The organism is Pedobacter panaciterrae, assembly GCF_013204795.1.
Taxonomy (GTDB): Bacteria; Bacteroidota; Bacteroidia; order Sphingobacteriales; family Sphingobacteriaceae; genus Pedobacter; species Pedobacter panaciterrae.
In genome coordinates this window covers 476425-503385 of sequence record NZ_JABMKW010000008.1, presented here as the reverse complement: position 1 = coordinate 503385, position 26961 = coordinate 476425, and the positions used below count along the sequence as shown (strand labels likewise).

Here is a 26961-nt window from a genome sequence, read left to right as displayed (position 1 = left end):
CTCATGAAGCGCAACTTCCTGTACACCGAATTATCAAACAACATTGCCACGCTCATTAAAAATGGAGTTTTAAAAGAGGGCGACCGCCTCCCATCTGTCAGAATGCTATGCACAGAACATGGTATCAGCATGAACACAGCAAAAAGAGTATTCCTCGAACTGGAAGCACAATCGCTCATCGAATCAAAACCCCAGTCCGGCTATTTTGTAAGTCGCCTTCCCTACAAAAAACTTCCGCTTGCGCAGGTCAGCAGCCCTTCATTAATCAACGGCAATCAGGAACCGGAAGAATTGATTCGTAAAATTTACGCCAACATGGGCAATACAGACCTTACATTTTTTTCCATTGGAGCGCCCGCAGATCAGCTCCTGCCCTTAGCTAAGCTAAATAAAGAAATCATCCTCGCCACACGCTCACTTAGCCACAGTGGCACCGCATATGAACCCTTACAAGGCAACGAGAAGTTACGCCGAATGATTGCAACACGTTCCTTAACCTGGGGAGGGAATTTTGATGAAAACGACCTGGTCACCACAGCCGGCGGAATGAATGCACTATCCTTTTGCATGATGGCCTTATCAAAGCCTGGCGATACCATCGCAATGGAAAGCCCCTGTTATTCCGGCATCCTGCAGTTGGCCCGCAGTTTAGGGCTCAAAGTAATCGAACTGCCTACCCATCCTATTACAGGAATCGAAATCGATGCCTTAAAAAAAGTAGTCTCCAAAATCAACCTGTGCCTGCTGGTTCCAAACTTCAACACACCCTTAGGCAGCTGCATGCCCGATGAACATAAAAAAGAAGTCGTTGCACTTTTGGCCAAACACGGCGTTCCACTTATAGAAGACGACGTCTATGGCGATCTGTATTTTGGTGCCCAGCGCCCTAAATGCTGCAAGTCCTTTGATACCGGGGGAACAGTACTCTGGTGCAGTTCTATTTCCAAAACCCTGGCCCCGGGCTATCGCGTGGGCTGGATCGCAGCTGGCAAATACAAAGAGCAGATCCTTAAGCTCAAACTGGTTCACGCCATATCCTCAACTACCATTACACAAGAAGCAGTAGCCAACTTTCTAAAAACCGGCAGATATGAAAATCACCTACGCAAACTGCGTCAAACCTTGCAGTACAACTACCAGCAATATATAGATACCATAGCCGAATATTTCCCGGAGGGAACCAAAACCAGCCGACCGCAGGGCGGGCTTGCCTTATGGGTAGAATTTAGTAAAGAAATCAATACTACAATCCTGTTCGAAAGGGCGCTGAAACAGAACATCAGCATTTCTCCCGGCAGGATGTTTACCCTACAAAATCAGTTTGAAAACTGCATGAGGCTTTCCTTAGGCCTACCCTGGTCCGAAACCCTCAAACAAAAATTAAAATTACTTGGCAGGCTGGCAGGATCATAACTGATCAAAATACGCCGTAGTCTCCTCCAGTATAGACTGCATTAGCACCCCTGCTTTCCGGTGTTTCAATATGGGCGCTATCTGCCCGCCCCAGAACAAAATCAAATCCCATTTCTCTTGCTCTATCGCACCTTTTCTTAAGTGCGACATGAACTGCGTCTGTAGCGGAAACGGCAAAAATCCATGTTCTTTATGGATCATATCCTTTGCAAGCCTGCTGGTTATTCCCCTGCCAAGCCTTCCGGTATAAGCCCTTGATAAAGTAGTATACTTAGCATTATCCGAAAACAACATTTCTCGATGAACGGCAGTAGCATTCGACTCCTCTGTGGCCAGAAAAGCAGTGCCAATCTGGGCCGCATCAGCACCAAGCCCCAGCGCCGCAGCAACACCCCTTCCATTAGCAATACCACCCGCAGCAATAACCGGAGTTTTCACCTTTTCTTTAATCAATTGAAGCAACACAAACGTTCCAGTCACAGACGATTCAGCCGAAGCCAAAAAAGAAGGACGATGCCCGCCCGCCTCAAAACCAGAGGCAATGATCAGGTCAACCCCAGTTGCCTCCAAAGCTATAGCCTCATCCAAAATAGTAGCAGCCCCGACCGTAACAATCCCAAGCCTTCTGCACTGCTCCAAAACATCCTCGTCCAGCAAACCAAACATAAAACTAAATACAGGCGGCTTCTGATGCAAAATCACTTCCAACTGGTTTTCAAAACGCGATTTAAATGGCGCAGGCTTCTCGGGCAAAGCAATGCCTACTTCATCAAAATAAGGCTTAAACAAAGTCTGAGCCTGTTTAAACTGCTCATCAGACACAGTACCGTCCACGGCGTCTGTATCAGAAACCCATAAATTAATATTGTAAGGCTTATTCGTTGCAGCCTTAATTTGCTGGTCTACCTCAATAATTTCCTGCGGACTCAATGTATAAGCCCCATAGCCTCCTAGTCCACCAGCGTTAGACACAGTTGACACCAACGCTACAGAAGAAAGATTCCCTCCAAATGGCCCTTGTAAAATGGGATAATCAATCCCCAGTATTTTCGATGCTCTTGTTTCGTACCACATCATCTTAAAATTTATTAATCATTATACAACCGGCTCAGTGTCTCTCTCGAAACACCCAAATAAGCGGCTATCAGCTTCTTAGGGACCATATTATAAAGCTCCGGATACAGCTTTAAAAGCTCCTCATACCTATATCTTACATCATTATTCATAAAAGACAACAACCTTTTCTGAACCGCCACATAGCCCCTGTTAGTCCGCCACCTAAAAAAATGCTCTACCTTATGAATCTCATTACACAGCTTTTCCCGGTCACTGTTACTCAGGCAAAGCACTTCCGCATCGCTAATACAGTCCACATTCACGGTGGCCTTGGTATGGTTGTATAATGCGTTATAATCAGAAGCCCACCAGGTAGGCATGGCAAATTGCAGGATAAACATTTTCAAGTCATCATTGATAAAGAAAGCTTTTAAACAACCCGAAATCACGAAGTATTCACAATCTACCACATCGCCCTCCATAATAATGGCTTGTCCTTTTTTAAAACTCAGTATTTTAAAATGAGAGAAGAAATAATCAAACTGTTCATCACTAAGAACAACCGATTTATCGATATGGGCTTTTAAGATTTCTTTAGCTTCTGATGGCATATCAGCTATGTTTCATTGTACCCTTTAAAGTTAAAGATTTAAATCTATTCGCTTACGTCTGTAAACATTTTGTTAACCAGCATCCAGCGGTTATCAATCTTATGAAACGATAGTAGCTCATCGTAATTGAACTCGTACATTTTAACATGCACCTTGGCCACAGCAATCGTATTGATCACCTCTACCGATATCACCGTTCCTTTAAAAGGCTTACCAGAGTCTTTCGGACTTTGCCTGTTGGCCACCCCATCAAGGTACTCCTCAAGCTTTTTAAAATAAGGCTGCCCTTTTATATCGGCAAATAATAAAGTACCCGGATTTAAAACCTTCCGCAGCTTATCAGTATCACCTTCATAAATACCTTTAAAATAATAATCTTCCAGTGCCTGGGTTATTGCCAGTGAATCTTCTTTAGTAGTTTTCATTTTCTTTAGTTTTTAAAGGTTCTATTAATTCAGGTGATGCCCCGCAGCCATACCACCATCCACATTGATGATCGCGCCAGTTATAAAATTGCTTCTGGCAACTAAATATACCATTTGTGCAATGTCATCCACCTCACCAACACGGTTAAGCAAATGCAATCCCGCACTTTGATCAGCATCATCACCATGCATAGGTGTACGGATCACGCCCGGGGCAACGGTATTCACCCTGATGTTATGTTTACCAAATTCAGCGGCAAGCTGCAGGGTAAGCGCATGTATTCCCCCTTTAGAAGCCATTGGTGCGGTTGATGGGCCGCCACCAAGCGCATGGTTTACCAGCGGGGTACCAATATTGATCACTACACCGCCCTGCTGTTTCAACATTTGTGGAATAATCGCCTGCGTAGTAAAAAAAGTACCCTTCAGATTGGTATTTAAAAAACGGTCCAGATAAGCCTCATCCACTTCCAGAAATGGTTTGGTCTCATAAATACCGGCATTGTTTACCAGCACATCTACAGCACCAAATTTCTCAAGCGCTATTGCCAAAAGCTGATCTCCGGTACTTTTATCTTTTACATTACCAGCTACCATGGCCAGGTTATCACCACCGCCAAGCTCCTGATAAACCAGCTCCAGTTTTTCTGGGGTCGATGAATTGATCACTACACTATCGCCATTTTCTAAAAAGTGACGGGCTATTTCCTTACCGATTCCAGATGAGGCACCGGTAACTATTATAGTTTGCTTTTTCATTTCCTTATTTCTTATCGGCTGTAATACCTTTTTCCCTTAATACAGATACCTGTTCACCTGCAAAACCCCAATCATCAAGTTCTATTTCCTGAATCACCACATGAGTCAGCTGAGGGTCTTTATTCAATACGTCAGTCATCAGATTTGTAACCCCTTTAATCAGGGCTTGTTTTTGTTCGCGACTAACCCCTTCGCGGGTTAGTTCAATTTTAATGTATGGCATGGCTGTATAATTTAAGCTAACACTGGTTGTACAGCTTTAGCGGTTACATCAATGGACAATTCAAAATCATTGTAGATCAGGGTATCTCCCAAATTCTGAAAGAAATTACCAGAGCGGAACTTCATTTCGTATTTGGTACGGTCAACTAACAGCTTGGTGGTAGCGCTTAAATTGTCGCCATTTACCGCTATCGCTGCATCAAAATTAATCGGGTGCGTAATACCTTTAATGGTCAGGTCAGCTTCAACATCGTTACCCGAAACTGAAGTAATTTCCAATGTTGCTTCAGGATATTTTTCAATTGCAAAGAAATCATCAGAAGCCAGGTGCCCGGCAAATTGTGCATTCGTTCCGGGGTCAGTAACATCCAGTATTTTGATAGATGCGGTATCGATAATGAATTTACCACCCTCCAGTTTACCATTGTTCAGAATAATTTCACCTTCTTTAATACCAATGGTACCATTGTGTGCGCCGGTTACTTTTTTGCCTACCCAATCAATATTACTTTGGGCAGCTAAGATTTCAAATTTTTGAGTTTTCATAACTTTTGTTTTTAATTGTACATCAAAGTTGTGAAGGATTTGCCCAGAAGTTGTGTGACCTACATCACCATTAAAATGAAGCTTGTTTTATGTGATCCAGATCACTCTCAAAGTGACTCTGGGTTTCACCCAAATTTGTTACAATAAAACAATACAGAAAAGGTTGGCGCTTATACTATTTTTGCTAATTTAGAATGTTGCCAAATAAAAACGGGAGAATAAAATAATGACATTTTCCTGCACAATTATTACAGGCAGCTAACGTTTAGACTGATAATAATTAATGGGGAAACCCTTTTTAATAACCCAAAATCAGAATTCAATGAAAAAACTGAGGTCAAAAGTAGTAAAAGCGCTCAAAAGAGAATTTACCTTCGAATGCACAATTTCAGCAAGAATGAATCAGGTTATTTTAGATGTTAAAAACATTGATTTTGAACAGCACCTCGGACAATTAATTCAGCAAACTCAGCAAATCATTGACAAATATTTCCCTCAGAGAGAAGAACACCTTTGCCTTGTCATCAGGCAAATAGACGGGAACCATCAGAACACATTTAAGATCTGGAAGTCGGTTTATTAGGTAAAATCACTTTTACTCTTTCCTGAGCTGTTCCTGTATCCTGATAATCTGGCAACTGCTTAAAGGGAATATCGTTTTCCTTTAAGCATGTCCCCCGAATTGCTTCTTTCGAAAAAATATCCCCTAAACTAGCATAGATTTGATAAAATGATCTGAATCGTCGTAGCTCTCGTTCATTAATATTCAAAAGCTTCTTTTGGTTTAGATTGGCAGACAAGCGATGAAGCAACTTAGCTCCATATTCCAATCGATTTTCTCCCTTTTGTTCAAATTCAACGATGTAAAACCCAATAAGCCAGTTGCGTAGCGTCAAATGAATATTTACAGCTTTAACTGCAGCTTGGTTTAAGAGTGTGTGTGTACTTTCAATCTGTTGAACATGAAAATCAAAATTCATATGTAAGTGTAAAAAGTGTATAGTCAAAGCTATACTTTTTTACTCCTCAAAAGCAAATGTAATCCCGCCATTAAAACTTACTCCCATTCTATGCAGCTTAAAATACTTTTCTTTTCTGCTATTTTTTCTGCTTAGACCTTTCGTAATCTATAATCTTCTTTGTCAATATAGCCTTTCTGGCAAGTATACTCTCAACCTGTGTATCCGCAGCTTCCAACCCCTCCATCGGATCACGCACTTCAATCTTTGCAATCCATTTCGGATCCAGGTTGTCATACCGCTCATACATTTCCATGAACTCCTCAGGACTGAACCATCTTTTCACCGATGGCTCAAACACCCATAGCCTTTGCTTAAGCGCATTATTAAATATTTTTCTGATCAAATCTATTGTTCTAACCGTTTGCTCATATTTAGCTGAATATTCAAATAACGGTTTATGTTCTCGTTGAGGTCTGTTGCCCATATCAGTAAAATTGAATAGACAAATTTACTAATATTTTTAGTAATACTTCAAAATTAAATTACCAAAAAAACATTTTTTTAGCATCCACTAACCTGTACTACAGCCCATCAGCGTACTTGGCAATCGTTCTTTTATGCCTTAATTGCCTGTAAACACCATCACCCTCTCTGCTGCCCTCTACATTTGTATTCCCCTCAATGGTCTGTACAAAATCTCCTTGTAAGCGTTCCACAAAACCACAATGAGCTACTCTTTTTAAGGAACGCAGAGAGAGATCTCTTGAACTCGCATAATTCTCTACTCCCCGTCATCTCGAACAACTCCCAGTCGCTCGTCATCCTGACCTCGAAGAAGCTGCGAAGCAAATTTATTTCAGGATCTCATTTGAGCAGGTTTTGAATAGCATATGCGGGATGCTGAAATAAATTCAGCATAACGAATTAGGCCATTAAACGATGTAAAAGTAGGCCACTAAAAGATGTTATTCGTAATAAACACCTCATAGTCCGTTATCTCGGCGACCGTATCAGTTTTACCCCAATTGGCCAGACAGTGTCTGGCCAATTGGGCGTCACCATATTTAGTGGTAGATTAAATTGGTTTGGCTTTTGTGTAAAGAATGTTTGTTTTTGAACTATGAGTACCATGACAATTGATATACTAAATCCGAAGGCAGCAAAATTAATTAAAGACCTTGCTGACCTAAATCTTATTTCTGTTCAAAGTCCGTCGAAAAGTGGTTTTGCTCATATTCTGAAAAAGCTGCGTTCCAAAGCTAAATCGGCACCTTCACTTGACGAAATTACCAAAGAGGTCGAGTTGGTGAGAGCAAAGCGATATGAAAAGTAAACCACAACGGGTTATCTTAGATACTAATCTTTGGATTAGTTTTTTAATTTCTAAAAACTAATCAAAACTCGACGATATTCTTTTTTCAAAGAAATGTGTTTTGATTTTTAGTGCTGAATTATTGGAAGAATTTCTTGAAGTAACTCGCAGACCTAAATTTCGCCGTTTCTTTCCTGCTTCTGATGTTGAGGAACTCTTAGAGACCATCCAGGAATATGCCGACTTTGTTGAGGTGACCGCAAAAGTGGAAGTATGCAGAGATACAAAAGACAATTTTTTTATTATCTCTTGCTCATGATGGTAAAGCAGACATATTATTAACCGGAGATGATGATTTATTGGTTCTAGAAAAGTATAATAAAACTACAACCCTGACGATAAGCGATTTCGTAAAAAGCTAATCATCTCCCCTAGGTTAATAAAAACTTATCTTTACCCTATGAAAAGCTTTATACCATACGTTTTACAATTCGGCAATTTGACCACTCAACAAATTGACGTTATTTCAAGCAAAGCGTATGAAGTAACACTTCATAAAGACGAACATTTCTGGGAAGCAGGAAAAGTGGTAACAAAGATTGGCTTTATTACGCACGGCATTCTTCGGGTTTTCTATTATAACAATGAAGGCGAAGAACATACTCGCTACTTTATCGAAGAAAACCATTTGATTCTGGACGGCCATGACGGGGAAACAAGCTATACCCCTTCCGAATATTTACAAGCCGTTACCGACACCAAACTCGTTGTATTTTCAAAAAAGGACTGGAAAGAAATTTCCGAAACCATTGCTGGTTGGGATAGCATCATTCAAAAAATAACGGCAACATATCTGAGAAAAAAATTAGAAAGAAGAAGTCAGTTGGTCTCGCAGGATGCCGCCACACGCTACCTTGAATTTCTCGAAAAATTCCCAACCTTGGTAAATCGTATACCACTATCATATGTGGCTTCTTATCTGGGCATCACCCAATCTTCATTGAGCAGAATAAGAAAAAACATTCGCTAAATCACTTTTTGCCAAATGGCAAATGATTCCATTTTTTATTGAACCAACTTTGCTACAGTAGTTTCAAAAGCAATAAAAAATGAAAACAAGAAAATTAGGAAATAGCGGATTAGAAGTATCTGCATTAGGTTTTGGCTGTATGGGATTAAGCTTTCCCGATGCACCTGGAAAAGGCGAAGTCGTTAAATTATTACGTTCCGCATTTGAAGAAGGCATTACTTTTTTTGATACAGCCCAAGCTTATGGCGACAATGAAGAATTACTGGGTCAGGCCCTTTCTTCGTTTCGCAAGCAAGTAGTCATTGCAACAAAATTTGGCTTCAGGGAAGGTAAAACAATGTTGGGAATGGACAGTCGCCCTGAAAACATTAGAGCCGTTGCCGAAGCCTCTTTGCAGCGGTTCAAAACCGATTATATTGATCTGTTCTACCAACACAGAGTTGATCCCAATGTACCTATTGAAGAGGTTGCAGGCACAGTAAAAGACTTAATCCAGGAAGGTAAAGTAAAGCACTTCGGTTTATCCGAGGCAAATGCAGAAACAATCCGTAAAGCACACGCAGTTCAGCCTGTTACAGCATTGCAAAGCGAATATTCCATGTTTTACCGCGACCCCGAAAAAGAAATAATACCAACTTTAGAAGAATTGGGTATTGGCTTTGTACCGTTCAGTCCATTGGGCAAAGGATTTCTTACCGGCACAATAAACCCCGACACAGAATTTGATAAAACCGACGGCAGAAGCATGGCACCTCGCTTCAGCAAAGAAAACAGAGAAGCCAATCAGGCATTAGTCGATTTACTTATTTCTATTGCAAAAGACAACAACGCTACATCTGCACAAATAGCATTAGCCTGGCTCTTGGCTCAAAAACCCTGGATCGTTCCCATACCCGGCACAACAAAATTAACCCGCCTTATAGAAAATATTGGTAGCGCAAACCTTTTGCTAACTGATGACGCTCACTCCAGAATAACCGCCGCATTAGCAACAATCAAAATCTCCGGCGCCCGCTACCCCGCACAGCTACAATCAATACTAGGCAAATAATAAAACATCACCCGCCCTGGTCTGTCGTCATCCTAACCACTACACCCGTCATCTCGAACGCAGAGAGAGATCTCTTGAAGTAGCATAACCATGATATCTCTCCTGGCGTCGAGATGACGACAACTAGACTCAGCACATCGCTACCACCCCATCATCCTGAACTTGTTTTGCTTCGCAGCTCTGACGGGTCAGGATCTCTTCTGAGCAAGCTCCCCGGTAATCCCCTTTTACAAAACCAGACCTTTTTTTAAAAACATTTGCGCAACCATTTGGTTGTTCTTATATTTGCAATCAAATGGTTGCATTATCAAAATTTACAAAATGAAAAGAACAATCGCACATCTTGTTTTAACAGCTCTGATACTATCATCCTGTAACAATACAAACCGCCCGGAACAAACCAAAACTCACGGCTACTCAGAAGTCAACGGGATTAAAATGTACTACGAAATTTATGGAGACGGCAAACCCCTTGTTTTACTTCACGGTGGCGGCTCTACCATTCAAACAACATTTGGAAGAGTTATTCCGATGCTTGCTAAACACAGAAAGATTATTGCTGTTGAACTGCAGGCTCACGGAAGAACCAGTGACAGAGGTAAAGATGCAACCTTTGAACAAGACGCAGACGACGTTGCAACCCTTTTAAAGAATTTGAAAATTGACAAGGCCGACTTCTTTGGTTTCAGTAACGGAGGCACAACCACTATACAAATAGCCATTCGCCACCCTCAAATTGTAGATAAAATCGTTCTCGGCTCTGCACTTTCTAAACGAAATGGAATGCCTCCACAATTTTGGGATTTCATGAAAAAAGCGAACTTAACAAATATGCCCCAGGAGCTAAAAGATGCTTATCTGGCTGTAACACCTGATCCAAAAGGCCTTCAAATAATGCACGACAGAGACGCAAAGCGCATGGTAAATTTTAAAGACATACCAGACGAACAGATCAAATCCATTAAAGCCAAAACGCTAATCATAATAGGCGATAAAGATGTTATAAAACCCGAGCACGCTATAGAAATGAGCAGACAGATTGCCGACTCAAAACTAGCCATAATACCAGGCGTACATGGTGAGTACATCGGTGAAATAACAACCCTAAAATCCAATTCCAAAGAAGAAGACTATGTTATTCCAATGATGGAAAGCTTTCTCGATAAATAAGAAATCTTTAGGTATTTTGGAGCGCTTGGGATGTGATCAATCCTCTTATGCAACCATTCTCTCTCTCATTAGGTCCTATTATACAAATACTTACACCATGAGAGGACCATTCACCATCTTATTGCTCTTCACAGTCGCAATCGCTTTCGCACAACCCGACAAGACTGCGGCTTTTATCGATGCCTATGTTAAAAAGAGCAACTTCAACGGAACAATTCTGATTGCCAAAAAATCGCATCCCGTATATAAAAAAAGTTTTGGTCTGGCCGACTTTTCCTTAAACATTCTGAATAAACCTGAAACCAGATATAAAGTCGCTTCAATCACAAAGGCTTTCACCTCCGTACTCATTTTGCAACTGGTAGAGCAGGGAAACATAGACCTAGAAAAGCCGATCATCACATATCTACCTGAATACAAAGGCGCCGGCGGAAACAAAGTAACCATAAGGCAACTACTCAACATGACATCGGGCATGCGTAATATGGATGAAAACGGGTCATCGCTCGAGGGAGTACTAAAGAACGGGCTCCCTCAATATCAGTTACCAAATACCTCCGACCAGATGCTCGAGAAATTTTGCAGTATGGAACTGGTAAAAGAACCGGGCAAAGAATTTGACTACAACAATGCTGATTTTATTATCCTGGGAAAAATCATCGAGAAGTTGAGTGGCAAAAGTTTTGAGAAAGTTTTACGGGAAAAAATACTGGTTCCACTAAGCTTAACCAATTCCGGAATGCTGACTCAGAACACAATTATAAACGGTCTGGCAAATACTTATTTCTATAGGAATGACATCAAAAAACTGGTACCAGACCTTCCCGCGTATATCGAAAACTGGTATGCTTCCGGAGCAATGTACTCCACAGTGGATGATATCCTTAAGTTTTCAAATGCTTTGTTCGGTGGAAAGCTCCTGAAACCTGAAACATTGAAACAGATGTTCAGCTCCGGCCTGGGCGAGTATGGCCTGGGTGTATGGGTCTATCTTGATTATAAGATCAACAATAAGATGTATACCATTATTAAAAGACCGGGCAGCATTATGGGTGCTCAGGCAATGCTTTTTCATATCCTGGAAGATGACTCAACAATCATCATTCTAAGCAATACCGGAACAGTCAATATGGATGATTTTGCAGCAAAACTTGCAGATAAAATTATGGAATAGCCACGTCATCATCACTACCCGATCGCTCGTCATCCTGAACTTGTTTCAGGATCCCGTTTGAGCAAGTTGCCCTTAGTAAAAAATAAAAATCCCTGCAATCAAATTATCGCAAGGATTTGCCTGGTGCCAGCAACCCTAACCCGTCATCCCGGGGAACCGAGGGATCTCTTGCTCATGCAAATCACTTGCTACCGCTTCATAACCAAGAGATTTAGCTGCGCTGAAGAGCTCGGTTCTCCCATCGTCGAGATGACGACGGCCCTAAAACCCAATCTGCAACCCTGCTGAAGCATACGCCGATGCCTTAAAAGAATACCCTTTATCCTGAAAAATCGTCTTTAAACTTCTATTCGTTATTTGTGCCGTCCGTGTAGCATTTAATCCAAAAGTGAGCGGTATAGAAACACGTTTCCCTACCTTTATTTCCGGACGCAATCCCAGAACAACATACTGGTGGGTAAATATCTTATCCTTTCCTTCCTGTTCCAATAAAGCCATCTGTCCGTTAATCTCCGTTACAAAACTTAGCCTTAAGTTTTTATTGACATTGTAGCCTGCCGACATTTCAAGACCGTCCTTCAGCGAAATATGAACACTATAACGTCCGGATGTGGTCCAGTTGAGGTAAAAAGCAGGAAATAGCATCGGAAATCCGAAAGAGTTATTGATAGCAAGACCACCTCCCAAATCCAGATTCGGCCTCAAATGACGAATGAAAACAACACTGGCACTAGCCAATGTATTTTTATACCTGATTTGCGACAATTTAGTACTTGGCATAAAAATTCCGCCACCTATCCCCGCTTTCAGTGACCACCTATCATTTAATGGCCGCTGATAATTAAGACTTAAACCCAGATTCAAAATCTCATCAATAACCAATGGTTCAGTAAAATTCCTATTATTAAGCTTAACATATGCCCCGCCTCCGCTAATAGACCACATCGTAGGGCGGTTTTTCTCATTCAACTTCATCGAGAGAGGAATGTTTATACCTCCCTGATAAACCATTGCTGAACCCTTACTATTCCCTATCGTCTGACTAGAGTCGCCTTCTGTTACCTGATACTTTGACGTCCCAAAATATTCAGTCTTGAAAAAAACCTGTGCACTGATGTTTGTACAAGTCACGCTTATAAAAACACAAATCAATAATAATCTCATAATTTTAATATATAGAAGACGTTTTTTACGTCTGTTGAGACAAATATCAAAGGGATTCCGGCGCGTCGAAAATAGTTTTGACCGATGGGCGTTTCGCTTTGACGCCTGGTAATTGTCTATAGATTAATACCCTTAACTTTGTGGCATGACACTTTTGAAAAACTACGATCGGTTTGTTATCCTCATATGGATATTCCTAACCATTGTCTTTGGCTTTCGATACATACCCGACTCATCTATTGTGGAAGGTGGCTTGTTGGCATTATGCGTCATGTCCTGCGTATACCCATTTACCACATACTTAAGCAAAAACCTGTTACAAAAAGCAATGAGACAAAAAAAGATGCTTTTGTTCGTCGGGCAGTTTTTTCTTGTGTCAGCCATATCTGCCATTTTTATACCTGCAATTCTTTATGGTTTTCTTTATTTAGAAGAAAGCGGCATTTTTCCTCCATCCGAGTTATTATTGGGGAGGAGTGTATTTGGCATAATGTACATAAATGCTTTACTGGTGGCCTTATTCGTTAATTTTGGATTTTGCGGATTGAGGTTCTATGAGGAAAACATGAAACTGCATGAAGCCTTGGTTCAGTCCCAATTACAAATACTTCATCAGCAAATCAATCCTCATTTCATGTTTAATGTACTAAATCACATCAACATACTAATGCTGGAAGATGTAGATCTGGCCTCTTCATTATTAATAAAATATTCTAAAATACTTCGTCATCAACTCAACAGCGAGAAAAACAGAAAAGTAAGCATAGAGCAGGAAGTTCAATTCTTAAAGGACTTTATTGATATAGAAAAAGTACGCTGGGGAAACGAGCTGACCATAAATTGTTCCTGGAAGGTCGAAGATAACGACAGGGAATTCCCCCCTTTGTTGTTGATTACATTTATAGAAAATGCCTTTAAACATGTTTCTCGTGGCATATCAGAGGCTTATGTAAAGATAAATTTTGAGCAGGCAGCAAAGTCGGTTTGCCTGGAAATCGAAAACTCCAAATCGAATATTCAACAAGAAAAAGACAGCGTTTCGGGATTAGGACTAGACAACATTAGAAAACGTTTAGATATTCTTTATGCCAACGATTATAGCTTGACAATCAAGGATTCTGAAACAACTTATTATACAAAACTGGTGATCAAAATATAGAATTATGGCAGAGATACTACCGAAACAAACAAATAGTCAGCCACTAAGATGTTTAGTTGTGGATGATGAGCCCGTCGCAATTAAAGGGGTGGTCAACTTCATTAACCAGTTGGATTTTCTTGAGGTCGTAGATACCTGCACCTCTGCAATGAAGGCAACAGAGATATTGAAAGTAAAGGAGATTGACCTGATGTTTCTGGATATTAACATGCCCATGCTGTCCGGGCTTGAGTTTTTAGAATCCCTGGACAAATCCCCACTCACCATATTAACCACAGCTTATTCAGCGCATGCACTGGAAGGCTTCAGGTTGAATGTTGTAGATTATCTGTTGAAGCCCTTAGAGTTTCAACGATTCTTTCAGGCAGCAAACAAGGCATTGGATCTGTTTCAATCTCGTATCGTATTACAAAATACTAAGGAAGGCTCCGACTCAGATATGTACATCAGACAAGGTGATACTTTCCGGCGAATAATTTGGGAAGATATCCTATTTGTGGAAGGAATGCAGAATTACCTGAAACTGCACTTCAAAGATAAGACCTTTGTTATTCATCAGACAATGACCTCATTAGAGGAAATGCTCCCTAAGGATTCGTTCTTCAGAATACATGTATCCTACCTGATTAACATCCGTAAAATCGACGCCATTTCCGGAGGCCGGGTTTTTATTGACGGAAAACAACTCCCTATATCACGCCACAGAAAAGAAGACCTGCTTAAAACGGTAGTATATATTAAGTTAATAAGCAAGTAAGTGTTGCTGCTATCCAAAAAGCTACTGCGACCTCAAACTTGTCGCCGGATTCATCATCGCAGCCTTCACAGACCTGTACCCCACAGTCAAAACCGCCACAGTCATATTTACCAGAATTGCCAGTACAAAAATCCCTGCCCCAATACTGATCCTGTAAGGAAAATTCTCGAGCCAGTTATTCATCACCCACCAACCAAGAGGCGCAGCAACTACAAAAGCAATTAGCAGCAAACGGGTAAACTCCTTACCAAAAAGCCATACAATGCTCTGCACACTGGCGCCCAATACTTTGCGCACACCTACTTCCCTGGTTTTTTGAGCAGCCATAAATGAGATCAGTCCGTACAAGCCCAAACAACCGATCAGTATCGCAATACCGGCAAAAACCTGTATCAGATTCAATATAATCCGGTCGCGATCATAAAACTTAGCAATCCTATCATCCAGAAAATCATACTTATACACATTATTCGGGTACACCTTAGCCCATACGTCTTTCATAGCACCAAGCGTAGCATTCATATTTGCCATATTCACTTTTACCGCACAAGCACCGTAATTATCACGCAAAGTGGTAATATAAAGCGCATCAATACCCTGATGGAAAGACTTATTGTGGAAATCCTTAACCACACCTACCACTGTACCCTTATAACCATTCATCACCGCAGTTTGCCCAATAGCATCCTGATTTTTGGCCAACCCCAGCTTCCTTACTGTGGTTTCATTAACCAGAAACTCACGCACGGTATCCGAAGGCATCAAATTACGCCCGGCTAGGATTTGCAAATTGAACATAGAAGCATAATTGGCATCCCCCGCTTTTGTTGATATGCCAAAATCTTCGGCCTTTGGGCGGGAACCAAACTGAATACTAGTGCTCGGAGCGAATTCAGAAGCAGGCGCATCACCACAAAACGTCAGATTTTCCACCCCGGTTATTCCCGAAAGTCCGGCTTTAAGCGCGCTGAGTTTAGTAATTTCATTATTCGGAACCGGAAGCATTACCACAGCATCCCTGCGGAAACCCATATCTGCCTGCCTAGAATAGCGCACCTGACCAGCCACCACAAGCGTACCGATAATCAGTAGCTGACAAATAGCAAACTGCATAACCACCAAGCCCCTCCTCATAGAAATACCACCGGCATCTTTTTGCGACAATTTCCCCTTCAAAGCCAGCACAGGCTGAAGACCAGCGAGGATCAAAGCCGGATAAGAACCCGACAGCATGATCATAACAAGGAACAATGCGGGCAAAAACAGCAACATATATACATCGCTGAAAAGATGAAGTTTCACCTGCACATCAAACAACTGGTTCACATAAGGTAAGCTCAACTCAGCCATAATCAAAGCCACCACCATAGCCAGCATCGTAATCGCCGCAGTCTCTACTATAAACTGCCAGAACAGCTGCCAGCGCTGCACCCCCAGCACTTTCTTGATACCAATTTCAATAGAACGCTTCAACGCCTGCGCAGTGGCCAGGTTAATAAAATTCACACAAGCGGTGATGATCAGGAAAACGCCGATTAACGACAAAGCCCATAGATTTCTCTTTTCAACCGGACCATGCAAATTAGGATTAAAATGGATATCAGAAAGCGGTTGCGCCCTGAATTGAAAATACTTGGCATCTTTCGCATTGTAATGACTATTGGACATGGCAATAAGGGCCTCTTTTATTCTGGCAGGCGTTACACCCGGTTTAACCAGGATAAAACACTGCAGACTTCTGCTCACACTAAACCACCAATCCTTTTCAACCATCCATGGACTATGTTGTTTCAAATGCTCAAAAGGCACGTAAATTTCCTCAGGCCGATCGGTATTAACAGGCAGATCTTTTAGAATCCCTGCAACTGTCACACTAAATATATTATCTACACGAAAGGTCTTCCCAATAGGATCTGCCCCGCCAAAATATTTCCTGGCAATGCGTTCTGTAATCAACGCCGTATTGGGCACACGCAATGCCGATTGCTTGTTTCCGCGGATCAATGGTAAGTCCAGGATATCAAGAAACTCTGGCTCAGCAAAAGCCAGACTTTCCTCAAACTTTGCTTCTGTGCCATTGGCCGAAGGAATAGCAATAACCCTGTCGGGAATAGCCGCCACACTTGCAACCTTTTCCGCAAGCGGATAATCACTTCTGAAGGTTTCCGCAAGCGGCGAAGTTACCCCAGTGCTATAAGTAGTCTCTTCACCATGAAATTCCGTAGTGATCCGGTAAACCCTATCGGCTTTAGAATGGTAGCCATCAAAACTCAGGTGGTATTTCACCAATGCAAATATCAGGACAGCAGAGGCAATCCCCAGTGCCAGGCCAAGCACATTTGTAAGTGCATATGATTTATTGCGCTTCAAATTCCGGAACGCGATCTTGAAGTAATTTTTCAGCATAGCTATATTTTTTAATCAAAATCAGCATTACAACAACATAGCCATAAGGTAAAAAATCCTTTTTTAAGCCACAAACGCCAATTTCACGGCAAATCACTTGTGCGAATATGAACACCACTGTCCGAAATCAAACAACCTCCTCCTCTCCACCATACCTCCGTCATTTTGGCTACTACATTCCTCAATATGGCCACATCCAGCACCCAACTTCTGTTGACTTTTGCATATCACATTTAAACAATGACAAAATGAAAAAAACAATTTTTATTACAGGAGCATCTTCAGGCTTAGGAAAAGCCGCTGCCAAACTGTTTCAAAGTAACGGCTGGAACGTTATCGCCACAATGCGCAATCCCGACAAAGAAACAGAATTGAATACACTGGAAAATGTAACCTTACTACCATTAGACGTTACCAATGTAGAACAAATTCAAAACACAGTAAAAGAAGCAATAGCAAAACACGATATCGATGTGGTATTAAACAACGCAGGCTACGGATTGATAGGTGCGCTGGAAGCGATTTCAGATGAGCAGCTCGTGAAACAAATTGACACCAACCTGTTGGGGGTGATCCGCGTTACCCAGGCTTTTGTAGCGTATTTCAGAGAAAAGAAAAGCGGATTATTCCTGACCACTACTTCTATTGGCGGCCTCGTAACTTTCCCTCTGGACTGTATTTATCACGCTACAAAATGGGCTTTGGAAGGTTGGAGCGAAAGCATGTCATTTGAATTAGGCCTTCACAACATTGGCATCAAAACCATCGCACCAGGCGGAATTAAAACCAATTTTGCAGGAGAATCTTTAGCTGTTGCTCACCACCCTGCCTACGAAGAAGGATTAGAAAAATTATTCGGTTTAATGAATCCCGACAATTTTGAGCCGGTAGAATTAATCGCCAAAGTGGTGTACGAAGCCGCTACCGATGGTAAAGATCAACTTAGATATGTGGCTGGAGAATTTGCCAATCAACTATATGCAAGACGTCTCGAGATTGGTGCTGAAGCAGCAGTAAAAGAGATGAACAAAATGGTGTTCGGAGAATTAGTAAAATTAGCACAATGAGGAAAGAAGCAGACAATCTTTTGAGGATAAATTCTATTTCAGAACTGCACCGGATGCTGGGCTTACCTAAACCCCTGCATCCGTTGATCAGCCTTGTAGATAATTCCACAATGGTAATGAATGAAGCCTATATCAAAAGTTCTTTTGTGTTCAATTTCTACAAAATATCTTTCAAAAAGACATTGAAAGGAGTATTCGGCTATGGTCAGGGATACTATGATTTTGACGAGGGTGGTATGATATTTACCGCTCCCAATCAACTGATCTCAATTATTGGAGATGATAAAGAGTACGAAGGTTTTTCACTGCTTGTCCACCCCGATTTTATCCGGAATTACCCCTTATGCAAGAACATAAAGTCGTACGGATTTTTCTCTTACGAAGCCAATGAGGCATTGCACCTGTCTGATAAGGAAAAGACAACTATTTTGGGCGTTCTGGATAACATTCAGCAAGAATTAAATGGCACTATCGACGATTTCAGTCAGGACCTCATGATTTCTTATATTGAAGTATTGCTGAATTACAGTAATCGCTTTTATAAACGGCAATTCATTACCCGTAAAGCGGTAAACAATGATTTACTCGTGAAAATGGAAGATGTGCTGAGCAGTTATTTTGACAAAGAGGAACCACTGGACAACGGATTGCTTACCGTGGATTATCTCGCACAGCATTTAAATGTTTCGCCAAGGTATCTTAGTGATATGCTCCGTTCCCTTACCGGACAAAATGCTCAGCAGCATATACACGAAAAACTGATTGAAAAAGCTAAGGAATTTCTGTCAACATCCCATTTAACAGTAGCAGAAATAGCTTATCAGCTTGGTTTCGAGCACCCCCAATCGTTCAGTAAAATCTTTAAAAAGAAAACCAATGTCACGCCGCTGGAATTCAGGGCCTCATTCAATTAAAAAACCGCAATGGACATCAAATCATTTATATCAGACTGGATTAATCTGAGCAATGCCCTCGATACCGATAAATACCTCCAGAAATATAACACAGATGCTATTTTAGACGATCCTTCTGTTGGCAGAAAATTTATTGGATACGCTGGCATCAAAGATTATTTTACAAGCTATTTTATCGGATACAATACACATACCCGATTGATAAAACTGGATATCAATAATAACGAAGCACATCTGGAGGTAGAGTTTACCGGCGAATTTCCAGAGGGAAAAATCGGCGGCATATTTGACATGACATTTAAAGATGGAAAGATAGCAACCGTAAAAGCAGATTTAATTTAAAAAACAGTTTTTCACATCCCTCCCAGAAAAGAAATATAATCCTTCGCACTCTCTTCAATTCTTGCTTCAGTTGCATCATGCTCCGCCCCATAAAAAGCAAAAAGTGGTTTATAATCTGCTTTGATATAATCAAATGTCACTTCAAACGGAGCAGTCAGTTCTTTGAGCGTATATTTATATCTTCCTTCCGAATGGTAATCCTCTTCATTTATACCCGCAGCAATACCCAAAGCTATTTTCTTACCAGCGAGTTTATACCCACTGCCTTTACCATATGCCCAGCCGTGCGTCAACACCAGATCCAACCATCTTTTTAAAAACGGCGGACAATTAAACCAGTAAAATGGAAACTGAAATATGATTTTATCATGTGCTGCGACCAGTTCTTGCTCATGTGCAACATCAATTTGTTCATCCGGATAAAGGGCGTGCAGATCATGTATGGTATACTTTTCAGGGTATTTATTTAATTCTTCAATCCATCGCTTGTTGATTACCGAATTTTCGAGATCCGGATGTATCACAATCACCAAAGTCTTCATGCTATAATTATTAAAAGTTATGCGTTTAAATTTGCACTGCAAAGATCAGGCTTATAACGCTCCGCTGAAATACGGGGGTAATTAATCCCTTAGTGATAAATTAATCCCTATGGACTTAAACCATCAGTTTAGTACTTTTGAATTTTATAGAAAGCCATATGTATCAGCGAAAAATTCCCATCGATTATAATTGCGGCCTTATTGTAGCCATGGAAGTGGTAGGCTCTAAATGGAAATTTTGCATACTTGATGAAATTTCAAAAGGAGAAACCCGTCCCAGAGACATCCTAAATGCAATAACCGGCATAACCAGACGCGTATTACAGCAACAATTGAAGGAATTAGAGTTTCATGGAATGATTGGAAAAACAAGCTATGCTGAAGTCCCTTTGCGTGTAGAATACCACCTTACCGAAACCGGAAAATCCCTTCTCCCGCTAATCTCTGCCGTTGATAAATGGGGATTAGAGTTCGCTCCCCAGTTAAAAACCATTCTGGAAACTACCCCAACATCCTAGCACACTCGTCATTTTTCCTCGTCATCTCCTTTGGTTAATCAAGGAGATGAAGACCCCTTTAGATTAGCCCTTCCCTTTCATTACCCCTGCCTTTTTATAAAAACCATCTGACAACTCCCTCTTCCCCAACTCCTTATAATAATCACCCATTGCCTCATAAGATTTATAACTATTCGGATAATTTTTCAAATTCAAATCAAGATACTTCTTTGCTCTGTCAAATTGCTTAGACCCCATCAGTTCATGAGCCACCGCATTTATCAACTCTCCCGGAGGGGCAACTTTATACCCTAATCTCTTACTAACCATCTCGTAATGCGCTGCCAGTTTTCCATCCTCACTGTAATCTGGAGCAAAGAACCCTGGGAAAGGAAAACTGATCCCATAAAAATTATAAATAAAACCCATGGCATCAATAATGCCTGGCAAAGCAACACCTCCATGATCGTAATCAGGGTAGTATTTCGATTGGTAGATCAATGGATGCGCACCTATTATCGATTTAATGTACTGATCAAAATTCAACTCTGAACGCATAGGTAAAGTTCTGAGATTCGTATCCGTTTTTAGCGCCTCAATCGACAAACTTTTGTCAACCGAATGTGCGATAGCAAGAAAAACACTAGTATTAGAATAATCAGCAAGGGTAAGTTTGTTTTTTACAGAATTGATCCAGTTTTCCTTTTCCCACCAGGTGGTCGGGTCGAGCACAACATGGTTCTGGAACAATCCCTTATGATTCAGTAGAGCATTGATAGCAGCCAAACCCCCAAGCGAATGACCTATTATGGTGCGATGCGGAGCTGCAGGACAAATGGAATCTATATGTGGAATAAGTTCTTTTTCTATAAATCCAAGAAACTTTTCACCATCACCAGAACTGGCTGCCATGCCGGCAGGAACAAGAGGAGGATTCGGCCAGTGTGTAGGACTCAAATCTCTCATCCGGTCGGTATTGACTATACCTACAACGATGACCTTTGGACTTGAAAAGTTCCCACTGCCTCCGCCTTTGCTTTCGGAAATTGCGGCTATCGTTTGAAAGTATGAGCCAGCGTCAAGAACATAAATAACAGGATACTTCTGATCCGGTGCAAATTCGTCTGCTGGAGTATCCGGAAGATGGACAAGAATCTCTCGCTTTTCGCCCAGTATCTTAGAATAGATACTGTCCCGAAAGCCTAAAATCATTAACTTCTTAGTTTGGGCGACTAAGAAGAATGTTGAACTTACAAATAGTCCGATGGTTAAAATTAGCGTTTTCATAACGCAATGATAGCACTTGATACTACATGCCTTAAACAAATGTGACGGAACCCCGAAAATATGTGACCAATTGAAGAATGAAGCTACAGAACGCTATTTTCCTATAAAAATATAACACTTCTTCTTGCTAACCCACTTCGTCATTCTTCCCGTCATCTCCTTTGATTAACCAAAGGAGATGACGGTGGCCTCCCCTCTTTACAACTTAACCTGCAGCGTCAAATAAAACGTCCTGTTATCAGACGGCAAAATACCCGGCCCGGGATAACCATCTGCCCTACGGGTAAAATACTTCTCATCCAGCAGGTTATTGATACTTCCAGATAAGGTAAACAACTTCCATCTGTAGGTTGCGCTAAGATCCATTACCTGATACGCAGGTACTACCCCATCAATTGCCCTATCTGATCTTTCAGCATTGGTCGCATCAGAATACTGTTTACCAACATGAGAAAACTGGTAAGCAACATCAAAAAGCTTATTCCCAAAAGAAACACCTGTACGAAATAAAATAGGCGGAACAAATTCAACCAGATTATCCTTTCGAACAGATGGGTCCAAACTGGTGATATATCTCGCATCTATCAACGCAAAATTGGTATAAACGCTGAGTTTATATTTACTGGTTCCTTTACTAATAGCCTTCAATAAATCACCTTCTATTAAGCTCTCAAACCCAATATTACGACTATCCCCTATGTTTTTCCTTAGGCGGTAGTTTTCCAGATTATCAGCGCTTTTTGTGTTTACTGAACCAATGCGTTTATTGTATTTCAGATAAAACAAGCTCAGGTCGTACCGCATCCAGGAGTTCACATGACCTCTTATACCGCCATCAATTGTATACCCCTTTTCATCTGACAGAGTAGAATCGACGCGGGCATTCGGATTGACAACCCTGATATCGTTGAAATTTACACTGCGATAGTTTTGTGATACATTGGCATACAGTTCAATGCCCTTCATAGGTTTATATGAAGTACCTAAACCAAAAAAGACGAAGGCCCGGTTATTTGTTTTCTTCTCAAAATTCTGGATGTAGTAAAAATCATCATAAGGACTTGATTTGGTGGCATAATACCCGTCTGCTTTAGTAGAAATAAACTCGAACCTCGCACCCGGAGTAACGCTCCATTTTTCAGTCAGCTGGAAAATATTCTCGGTAAAAACCGCCACATTAGTCCCTGGAAATTCATAACCGGAGCCACTCGGAAAGCTACCTGTGTATTTAAAAGTCGGGCCGCTGCCATCATCTGCATTCCCCTGATTGCGCAGGGTTAAACCCTTGTAAACCCTCACGCCCCCCAAAAAGGTACTAGGCTGATTGTTTACTAATTTATACTGATGAAGCAAACGTATCTCTGACCCAAAATTCTTAAAAGTATCGTCCAGTAAATCACGCTGACCTCCAGGGTCCGGTCTGTTGATATAACTTAGTATGCCTAGTGCCTGTCTGCTACCATGTAGATAATAGCTACGCCAGTTAATTTTCGTATGGTCATTAAACTCATAATCAAGGGTAACGCTAGCCAAATTCCAATCTACCTTAAACCAGTTTCGGGCGCGGTTAGACTGACTTGGATCAGCTTCAAATTCCTCATCAGTTAAGCCGCCCGGTAGCTGCGCCAGGTAATGCATGTAAGTATATTCACCCGTTACTTTGAGCTTTGGTGTAAACTGGTAATCGAGGTGCAGATAAGCCCCATTCTGGTCAAAATGACTGTTTGGACGCCAACCATCACCACGTTTATATTGGTAGTAAGCATAATAATTCAGCTTTTTTACCTTGCCACCAATACTATTAAAAGAATTAAAAAATCCATAGGAACCTGCAGTTTGGCGACTGGTAACCTCCACCGGTTTATCTGCGGGGCCTTTTTTTAGCTGGAAATTTATCAGACCACCAAATTGTGTCCCATACTGCAAACTGGCAGCACCGCGGATAATCTCTATCCTGTCCAATGCTTCGGCAGGTGGTGTATAGTAACTTTCCGGGTAACCTAAAGCATCCGCGCTAATATCATAACCGTTTTGACGAGTGTTAAAGTTCGATACCCGACTTGGGTTTAATCCCCTGCCTCCAATGCCAAGCTGAAGTCCGCCACCATCATATTCAATAATGTTGATTCCCGCAACACGACTGTATATCTGCCGGGTATTGTTAGTGGCCAGGTTTGCATTCAAATTTCCTACATTAATCACCTCAGTTTTTTTCCCCGCATAAATGGCAGTTCCTTCTACCTGCCTTAAATTGCCCGATGCCATTCGCTGACTGCTATCCTGTACATTGACTTCGTTTAATTGTCTGGTATCAGCATCTTCTAAAGCGATGTTAAGGACAATATTGCCGTTAACGTTGATTTTTTTACGGAAGTTTTTTGCGCCTACCAGGCGAACAAGCAGCTCATATTCTCCGCCAGCAATTTCCTTAAACTCAAAATTACCATGTTCATCACACGCGGTCTTCAAGCCTCCGGGAGCCAGGCTCACAGTTGCACCACCGGCAGCCTGATCGTTGACTTGCACTTTACCATTAATGGTATAGTTTTGTGCAAACGCGTTTAAAAAACAGATATTAAACAGTACAAAAAGAAATATTTTACCAAAGGTGTTATTTTTCATCTTTAACAAGGGGTAGTATCCAGGTATAATGACGCCAGCTAAAAGGCTGTCTGGATAGATCAATAGTGGGGTTAGTAAATGGGCGCGAACGTTCTCCGTTCAGCGCCACGTAACATTCTGCATAAACAGCCGGATCTTTTAGCCCGCGCTGTTTGTATACCGATGCCAGATAATGCGCATAGCGCAAGATCAGATCGGGTTGGGTACTCATCATTTTATCCTGTAAAGGAGTAAGAAACTCATTGTTATTAACTTCATAAATTTTTCCGGTAGAAGGTTCTTTAACATAAAAAAAAGTATTGCCCGATTTTTCCATCAGCATTACACGCCACGAAAAACGGTAACCCTCTTCATACCAGAACAACTGACCGGGATAAGCTAAAAACCGTAAGGGAACAATTAATTGAACACAAAAATAGAAACCTAAAGCAACCATAAACATGCTGTTTACGCGCGCAGGCAACTGATAAACACTATGATCGGAAGTAGTTTGTCCCGGGCTTTTAATTCGGTTCAGTAATTTTTGCTGAGCGGAAGAGCTGAAGAAAATAAAGCTACAGATGATCATCACATAAGGGAACATCCCTATGCCGGGAAAAAACAAAGCTGTAGCCAGATGGAAGCCGATCACAAAAACATAGGCGATGGGACGGGTCTTCCGGTTAACTAAAAAGAAAGTGATAAAAAGATCATATAGTGCACCAAACCAACTGAAAAAATAAGCCACCCAGCTTTTGTACATCAAACCGCCGATCAGTGGCAGATGGCTTTTGGCAGGCAGCCAGATTTTCATGGGCGTAGCGTCCAGTAGCCAGTCAGGACTGAGTTTGGCAAGTCCGGCAAAAAAGTAAACCACTGCAATTTGCAAACGGATAATACCAACGGTCCATAATGGGACCATATCACGCCTTAAATCAGGCCATATTTTTACATCAATGGAAAAATACCGGTTTGCAGGAAGCCAGATCATTAAAAACCCAACCAGACTGATAAAATAATAGTGATTGAGATAGTTGGTCGCATCAATCATTTCAATATAGGTGAAGGACAGGAAAAAGACCACTGCTGTAATGCGGTACAGAAGTCCCGCAGCCATTCCCAGAGCGGAAACGCCAGCCAGCAAAAAAAGGAGGTGCATCCCGGTACCACCAAGTGGATGCACCCACTCAAACCCCCAGTAGTTAAAGTAAAACCGGGGCGTCACATATAAATCTGTTATCCATCCATTGAGCCAGAAACGCATAATTCCGGCAAACATCATTAACCCAAAAAGCACCCTGAAAATAACCAGCGGTGCAATAGATACAGGCTTCTGAAAACAATGATTAATCACCATCAGTATCCTGATAGGTAATACGCACGCCTGTTGCCGAAGCTACATCGGTCTTAATCAATGTCAATAGTATTTGTATCTCACGGTAAGCAGCCTCAATTTCTGTTTTCTTATTGGCCAAAGCAGTTGAGAACGGATCAGGTATCGCATTCAGTTTAACAATAGCTAAATCAAACTGTTTAATTACGTCATCACTTAATGGTTTCTTATTTAAAGCCACCAGGTAATCAGACATCCCCTTACCGCTATTGTTTCCGGTAAACATCTTTTTAAGGTTAGTCAGGTTTGCTACCGCTAGTGAAACAGATATCCCTGCGTGATAACCCTCTGTTTTATCCGGATATTGAACTCCTCCCGATTGTTTGCCAAATGGCCAGCCAATACGAGGTCCTTTCATCTGGTCCATTTCATAGGCGAACTGGTTGATCAGAAAAGCAATAGGGCTACCTGCATCAGAACGTGTATTTTGTATAAATTCTGCTTTGTAGGTATTTTTCCAGGTAGTAACTACACCACCGGTAAGCGTTTTCATTCGTGCAAGCAGATCCTGTACATATTTTTTACGGTTAGCAGCACTGCTACCACTGAATTTAGCCAATGCATCGGGAGCAAACAACACATAATCAAGCGAAGGAAAACCCTGCTGATCTATGGCGGAATTTTGCGTCAGGTCGTAAGTTCCACGGGTAATGTTTCCGTCAATTACTGCGTTATCTGCCGGAAACGTATTTAGAAAATTATTAAGTAAAACCCGCTCTGAAGGTCCGAACTGATTTACCGATACCTGCTCATATTGCAGATATGCAGTCTTAAATGCAACTTTTAAAGTTTGTTGGTTATCCGCATTCGGGGTGGCAAGAAACGTATTTGCAGTGGTTTCCAACTGGGTGATTTGGTCCTGTAGCCCCATATATGCAGGAATAATCAAATTGTCAGCATAGTTCGTTAGCATACCGGCTTTATCAAAGCCATCTGCTTTCGGACCATTATCTGTGCCCGATTTTTTAGAGCAGGCAACGATGAAAACTGTAATTGCCAGTATGGTGACTCCCATGCCGTATTTGATTCGATTGATATTCATATTCTTTAACTTAATGTATTAACAATGAAAGCTCCTGGCGCAAAAGTGCCAGGAGCCTT

Annotated in this window: 30 protein-coding genes; 14 read left to right on the top strand and 16 right to left on the bottom strand. The window is 41.4% G+C overall.

Annotated elements, in window-relative coordinates:
• The first annotated feature begins 3 nt into the window (after positions 1-3).
• Positions 4-1413 (top strand): aminotransferase-like domain-containing protein, encoded by a 1410-nt coding sequence (locus HQN86_RS04365; RefSeq protein WP_172659797.1) that lies wholly within the window; start codon positions 4-6, stop codon positions 1411-1413.
• Here HQN86_RS04365 and HQN86_RS04360 read toward each other — a convergent pair.
• Genes HQN86_RS04360 through HQN86_RS04335 form a run of 6 tightly spaced genes read right to left on the bottom strand, consistent with a single transcriptional unit; the run spans position 1408 to position 5032 of the window.
• Positions 1408-2490 carry an NAD(P)H-dependent flavin oxidoreductase gene (locus tag HQN86_RS04360; protein ID WP_246269425.1) on the bottom strand — a complete coding sequence of 361 codons (1083 nt, stop codon included), beginning with the start codon at positions 2488-2490 and terminating at the stop codon, positions 1408-1410. The two genes, HQN86_RS04365 and HQN86_RS04360, sit on opposite strands and share 6 nt — an antisense overlap.
• Positions 2491-2501: 11 nt before the next feature.
• Positions 2502-3080, bottom strand: coding sequence for a Crp/Fnr family transcriptional regulator (locus tag HQN86_RS04355; RefSeq protein ID WP_172659796.1), 579 nt, complete (start codon positions 3078-3080; stop codon positions 2502-2504).
• A gap of 44 nt (positions 3081-3124) precedes the next feature.
• A complete protein-coding gene (locus tag HQN86_RS04350; RefSeq protein ID WP_172659795.1) occupies positions 3125-3505 on the bottom strand; it encodes a nuclear transport factor 2 family protein in 381 nt (126 codons plus the stop codon).
• 24 nt (positions 3506-3529) lie between these two features.
• Positions 3530-4264, bottom strand: coding sequence for an SDR family NAD(P)-dependent oxidoreductase (locus HQN86_RS04345; RefSeq protein WP_172659794.1), 735 nt, complete (start codon positions 4262-4264; stop codon positions 3530-3532).
• A 4-nt stretch (positions 4265-4268) separates the two neighbouring features.
• Positions 4269-4487, bottom strand: coding sequence for a tautomerase family protein (locus HQN86_RS04340; protein WP_172659793.1), 219 nt, complete (start codon positions 4485-4487; stop codon positions 4269-4271).
• A gap of 11 nt (positions 4488-4498) precedes the next feature.
• Positions 4499-5032: a YceI family protein gene (locus HQN86_RS04335; RefSeq protein WP_172659792.1), complete on the bottom strand. Its 534-nt coding sequence runs from the start codon at positions 5030-5032 to the stop codon at positions 4499-4501.
• A 322-nt stretch (positions 5033-5354) separates the two neighbouring features.
• On the opposite strand from HQN86_RS04335, the gene HQN86_RS04330 reads away from it, so the two are divergent.
• Positions 5355-5615, top strand: coding sequence for a hypothetical protein (locus HQN86_RS04330; RefSeq protein ID WP_172659791.1), 261 nt, complete (start codon positions 5355-5357; stop codon positions 5613-5615).
• Here HQN86_RS04330 and HQN86_RS04325 read toward each other — a convergent pair.
• The 3 genes from HQN86_RS04325 to HQN86_RS26955 all read right to left on the bottom strand — a co-directional run bounded on the left by HQN86_RS04325 (position 5590) and on the right by HQN86_RS26955 (position 6710).
• Entirely contained in the window at positions 5590-6012 is a 423-nt protein-coding gene (locus HQN86_RS04325; RefSeq protein WP_172659790.1) for a DUF1016 N-terminal domain-containing protein, read from the bottom strand. The two genes, HQN86_RS04330 and HQN86_RS04325, sit on opposite strands and share 26 nt — an antisense overlap.
• Positions 6013-6130: 118 nt before the next feature.
• Complete coding sequence (locus HQN86_RS04320) at positions 6131-6478, bottom strand: hypothetical protein (RefSeq protein WP_172659789.1); 348 nt, start codon at positions 6476-6478, stop codon at positions 6131-6133.
• A gap of 97 nt (positions 6479-6575) precedes the next feature.
• Entirely contained in the window at positions 6576-6710 is a 135-nt protein-coding gene (locus HQN86_RS26955) for a hypothetical protein (protein ID WP_262889283.1), read from the bottom strand.
• Between the two features lie 413 nt (positions 6711-7123).
• Here HQN86_RS26955 and HQN86_RS04310 point away from each other — a divergent pair, with 413 nt between their 5' ends.
• From HQN86_RS04310 to HQN86_RS04285, 6 genes are all read left to right on the top strand, one after another.
• The gene (locus HQN86_RS04310) at positions 7124-7327 is read left to right on the top strand and encodes a hypothetical protein (protein WP_216854316.1); all 204 of its coding nucleotides are present in this window, start codon (positions 7124-7126) and stop codon (positions 7325-7327) included.
• Positions 7328-7403: 76 nt separating this feature from the next.
• The gene (locus tag HQN86_RS27125) at positions 7404-7625 is read left to right on the top strand and encodes a putative toxin-antitoxin system toxin component, PIN family (RefSeq protein WP_394367887.1); all 222 of its coding nucleotides are present in this window, start codon (positions 7404-7406) and stop codon (positions 7623-7625) included.
• A 141-nt stretch (positions 7626-7766) separates the two neighbouring features.
• The gene (locus HQN86_RS04300) at positions 7767-8336 is read left to right on the top strand and encodes a Crp/Fnr family transcriptional regulator (RefSeq protein WP_172659787.1); all 570 of its coding nucleotides are present in this window, start codon (positions 7767-7769) and stop codon (positions 8334-8336) included.
• A gap of 79 nt (positions 8337-8415) precedes the next feature.
• Positions 8416-9387: an aldo/keto reductase gene (locus HQN86_RS04295; RefSeq protein WP_172659786.1), complete on the top strand. Its 972-nt coding sequence runs from the start codon at positions 8416-8418 to the stop codon at positions 9385-9387.
• Positions 9388-9708: 321 nt separating this feature from the next.
• Positions 9709-10557 (top strand): alpha/beta fold hydrolase, encoded by an 849-nt coding sequence (locus HQN86_RS04290; RefSeq protein WP_172659785.1) that lies wholly within the window; start codon positions 9709-9711, stop codon positions 10555-10557.
• 97 nt (positions 10558-10654) lie between these two features.
• Positions 10655-11731 (top strand): serine hydrolase domain-containing protein, encoded by a 1077-nt coding sequence (locus HQN86_RS04285; protein ID WP_172659784.1) that lies wholly within the window; start codon positions 10655-10657, stop codon positions 11729-11731.
• A 261-nt stretch (positions 11732-11992) separates the two neighbouring features.
• On the opposite strand, the gene HQN86_RS04280 is transcribed toward HQN86_RS04285, so the two are convergent.
• Entirely contained in the window at positions 11993-12895 is a 903-nt protein-coding gene (locus tag HQN86_RS04280) for a DUF6268 family outer membrane beta-barrel protein (protein ID WP_172659783.1), read from the bottom strand.
• Between the two features lie 145 nt (positions 12896-13040).
• Here HQN86_RS04280 and HQN86_RS04275 point away from each other — a divergent pair, with 145 nt between their 5' ends.
• Both HQN86_RS04275 and HQN86_RS04270 read left to right on the top strand, forming a co-directional pair.
• The gene (locus tag HQN86_RS04275; protein WP_172659782.1) at positions 13041-14054 is read left to right on the top strand and encodes a sensor histidine kinase; all 1014 of its coding nucleotides are present in this window, start codon (positions 13041-13043) and stop codon (positions 14052-14054) included.
• A gap of 4 nt (positions 14055-14058) precedes the next feature.
• A complete protein-coding gene (locus tag HQN86_RS04270; protein WP_172659781.1) occupies positions 14059-14811 on the top strand; it encodes a LytR/AlgR family response regulator transcription factor in 753 nt (250 codons plus the stop codon).
• A gap of 21 nt (positions 14812-14832) precedes the next feature.
• On the opposite strand, the gene HQN86_RS04265 is transcribed toward HQN86_RS04270, so the two are convergent.
• Positions 14833-17217 (bottom strand): ABC transporter permease, encoded by a 2385-nt coding sequence (locus tag HQN86_RS04265; RefSeq protein WP_172659780.1) that lies wholly within the window; start codon positions 17215-17217, stop codon positions 14833-14835.
• A gap of 107 nt (positions 17218-17324) precedes the next feature.
• Here HQN86_RS04265 and HQN86_RS04260 point away from each other — a divergent pair, with 107 nt between their 5' ends.
• Genes HQN86_RS04260 through HQN86_RS04250 form a run of 3 tightly spaced genes read left to right on the top strand, consistent with a single transcriptional unit; the run spans position 17325 to position 19540 of the window.
• The gene (locus tag HQN86_RS04260; RefSeq protein ID WP_317171648.1) at positions 17325-18284 is read left to right on the top strand and encodes an SDR family oxidoreductase; all 960 of its coding nucleotides are present in this window, start codon (positions 17325-17327) and stop codon (positions 18282-18284) included.
• Positions 18281-19198, top strand: coding sequence for a helix-turn-helix domain-containing protein (locus HQN86_RS04255; protein ID WP_172659779.1), 918 nt, complete (start codon positions 18281-18283; stop codon positions 19196-19198). Before HQN86_RS04260 ends, HQN86_RS04255 begins: the two co-directional genes overlap by 4 nt.
• 9 nt (positions 19199-19207) lie before the next feature.
• Positions 19208-19540 (top strand): nuclear transport factor 2 family protein, encoded by a 333-nt coding sequence (locus HQN86_RS04250; protein WP_172659778.1) that lies wholly within the window; start codon positions 19208-19210, stop codon positions 19538-19540.
• Positions 19541-19551: 11 nt separating this feature from the next.
• Here HQN86_RS04250 and HQN86_RS04245 read toward each other — a convergent pair whose 3' ends face one another.
• Positions 19552-20082, bottom strand: a complete 531-nt coding sequence (locus tag HQN86_RS04245) for an NAD(P)H-dependent oxidoreductase (RefSeq protein WP_172659777.1) — start codon at positions 20080-20082, stop codon at positions 19552-19554.
• A gap of 158 nt (positions 20083-20240) precedes the next feature.
• Here HQN86_RS04245 and HQN86_RS04240 point away from each other — a divergent pair, with 158 nt between their 5' ends.
• On the top strand, positions 20241-20600 hold the full coding sequence (locus HQN86_RS04240; protein WP_172659776.1) for a winged helix-turn-helix transcriptional regulator: 360 nt from the start codon (positions 20241-20243) through the stop codon (positions 20598-20600).
• Positions 20601-20663: 63 nt separating this feature from the next.
• Here HQN86_RS04240 and HQN86_RS04235 read toward each other — a convergent pair whose 3' ends face one another.
• The 4 genes from HQN86_RS04235 to HQN86_RS04220 form a co-directional block, all read right to left on the bottom strand.
• On the bottom strand, positions 20664-21866 hold the full coding sequence (locus HQN86_RS04235) for an alpha/beta hydrolase-fold protein (RefSeq protein ID WP_172659775.1): 1203 nt from the start codon (positions 21864-21866) through the stop codon (positions 20664-20666).
• A 198-nt stretch (positions 21867-22064) separates the two neighbouring features.
• The gene (locus tag HQN86_RS04230) at positions 22065-24488 is read right to left on the bottom strand and encodes a TonB-dependent receptor domain-containing protein (RefSeq protein WP_172659774.1); all 2424 of its coding nucleotides are present in this window, start codon (positions 24486-24488) and stop codon (positions 22065-22067) included.
• Positions 24478-25824 carry an HTTM domain-containing protein gene (locus HQN86_RS04225; RefSeq protein ID WP_172659773.1) on the bottom strand — a complete coding sequence of 449 codons (1347 nt, stop codon included), beginning with the start codon at positions 25822-25824 and terminating at the stop codon, positions 24478-24480. Before HQN86_RS04225 ends, HQN86_RS04230 begins: the two co-directional genes overlap by 11 nt.
• A complete protein-coding gene (locus tag HQN86_RS04220; RefSeq protein ID WP_172659772.1) occupies positions 25814-26902 on the bottom strand; it encodes an imelysin family protein in 1089 nt (362 codons plus the stop codon). The genes HQN86_RS04225 and HQN86_RS04220 overlap by 11 nt, the downstream gene beginning before the upstream one ends.
• Between the last annotated feature and the right edge of the window lie 59 nt (positions 26903-26961).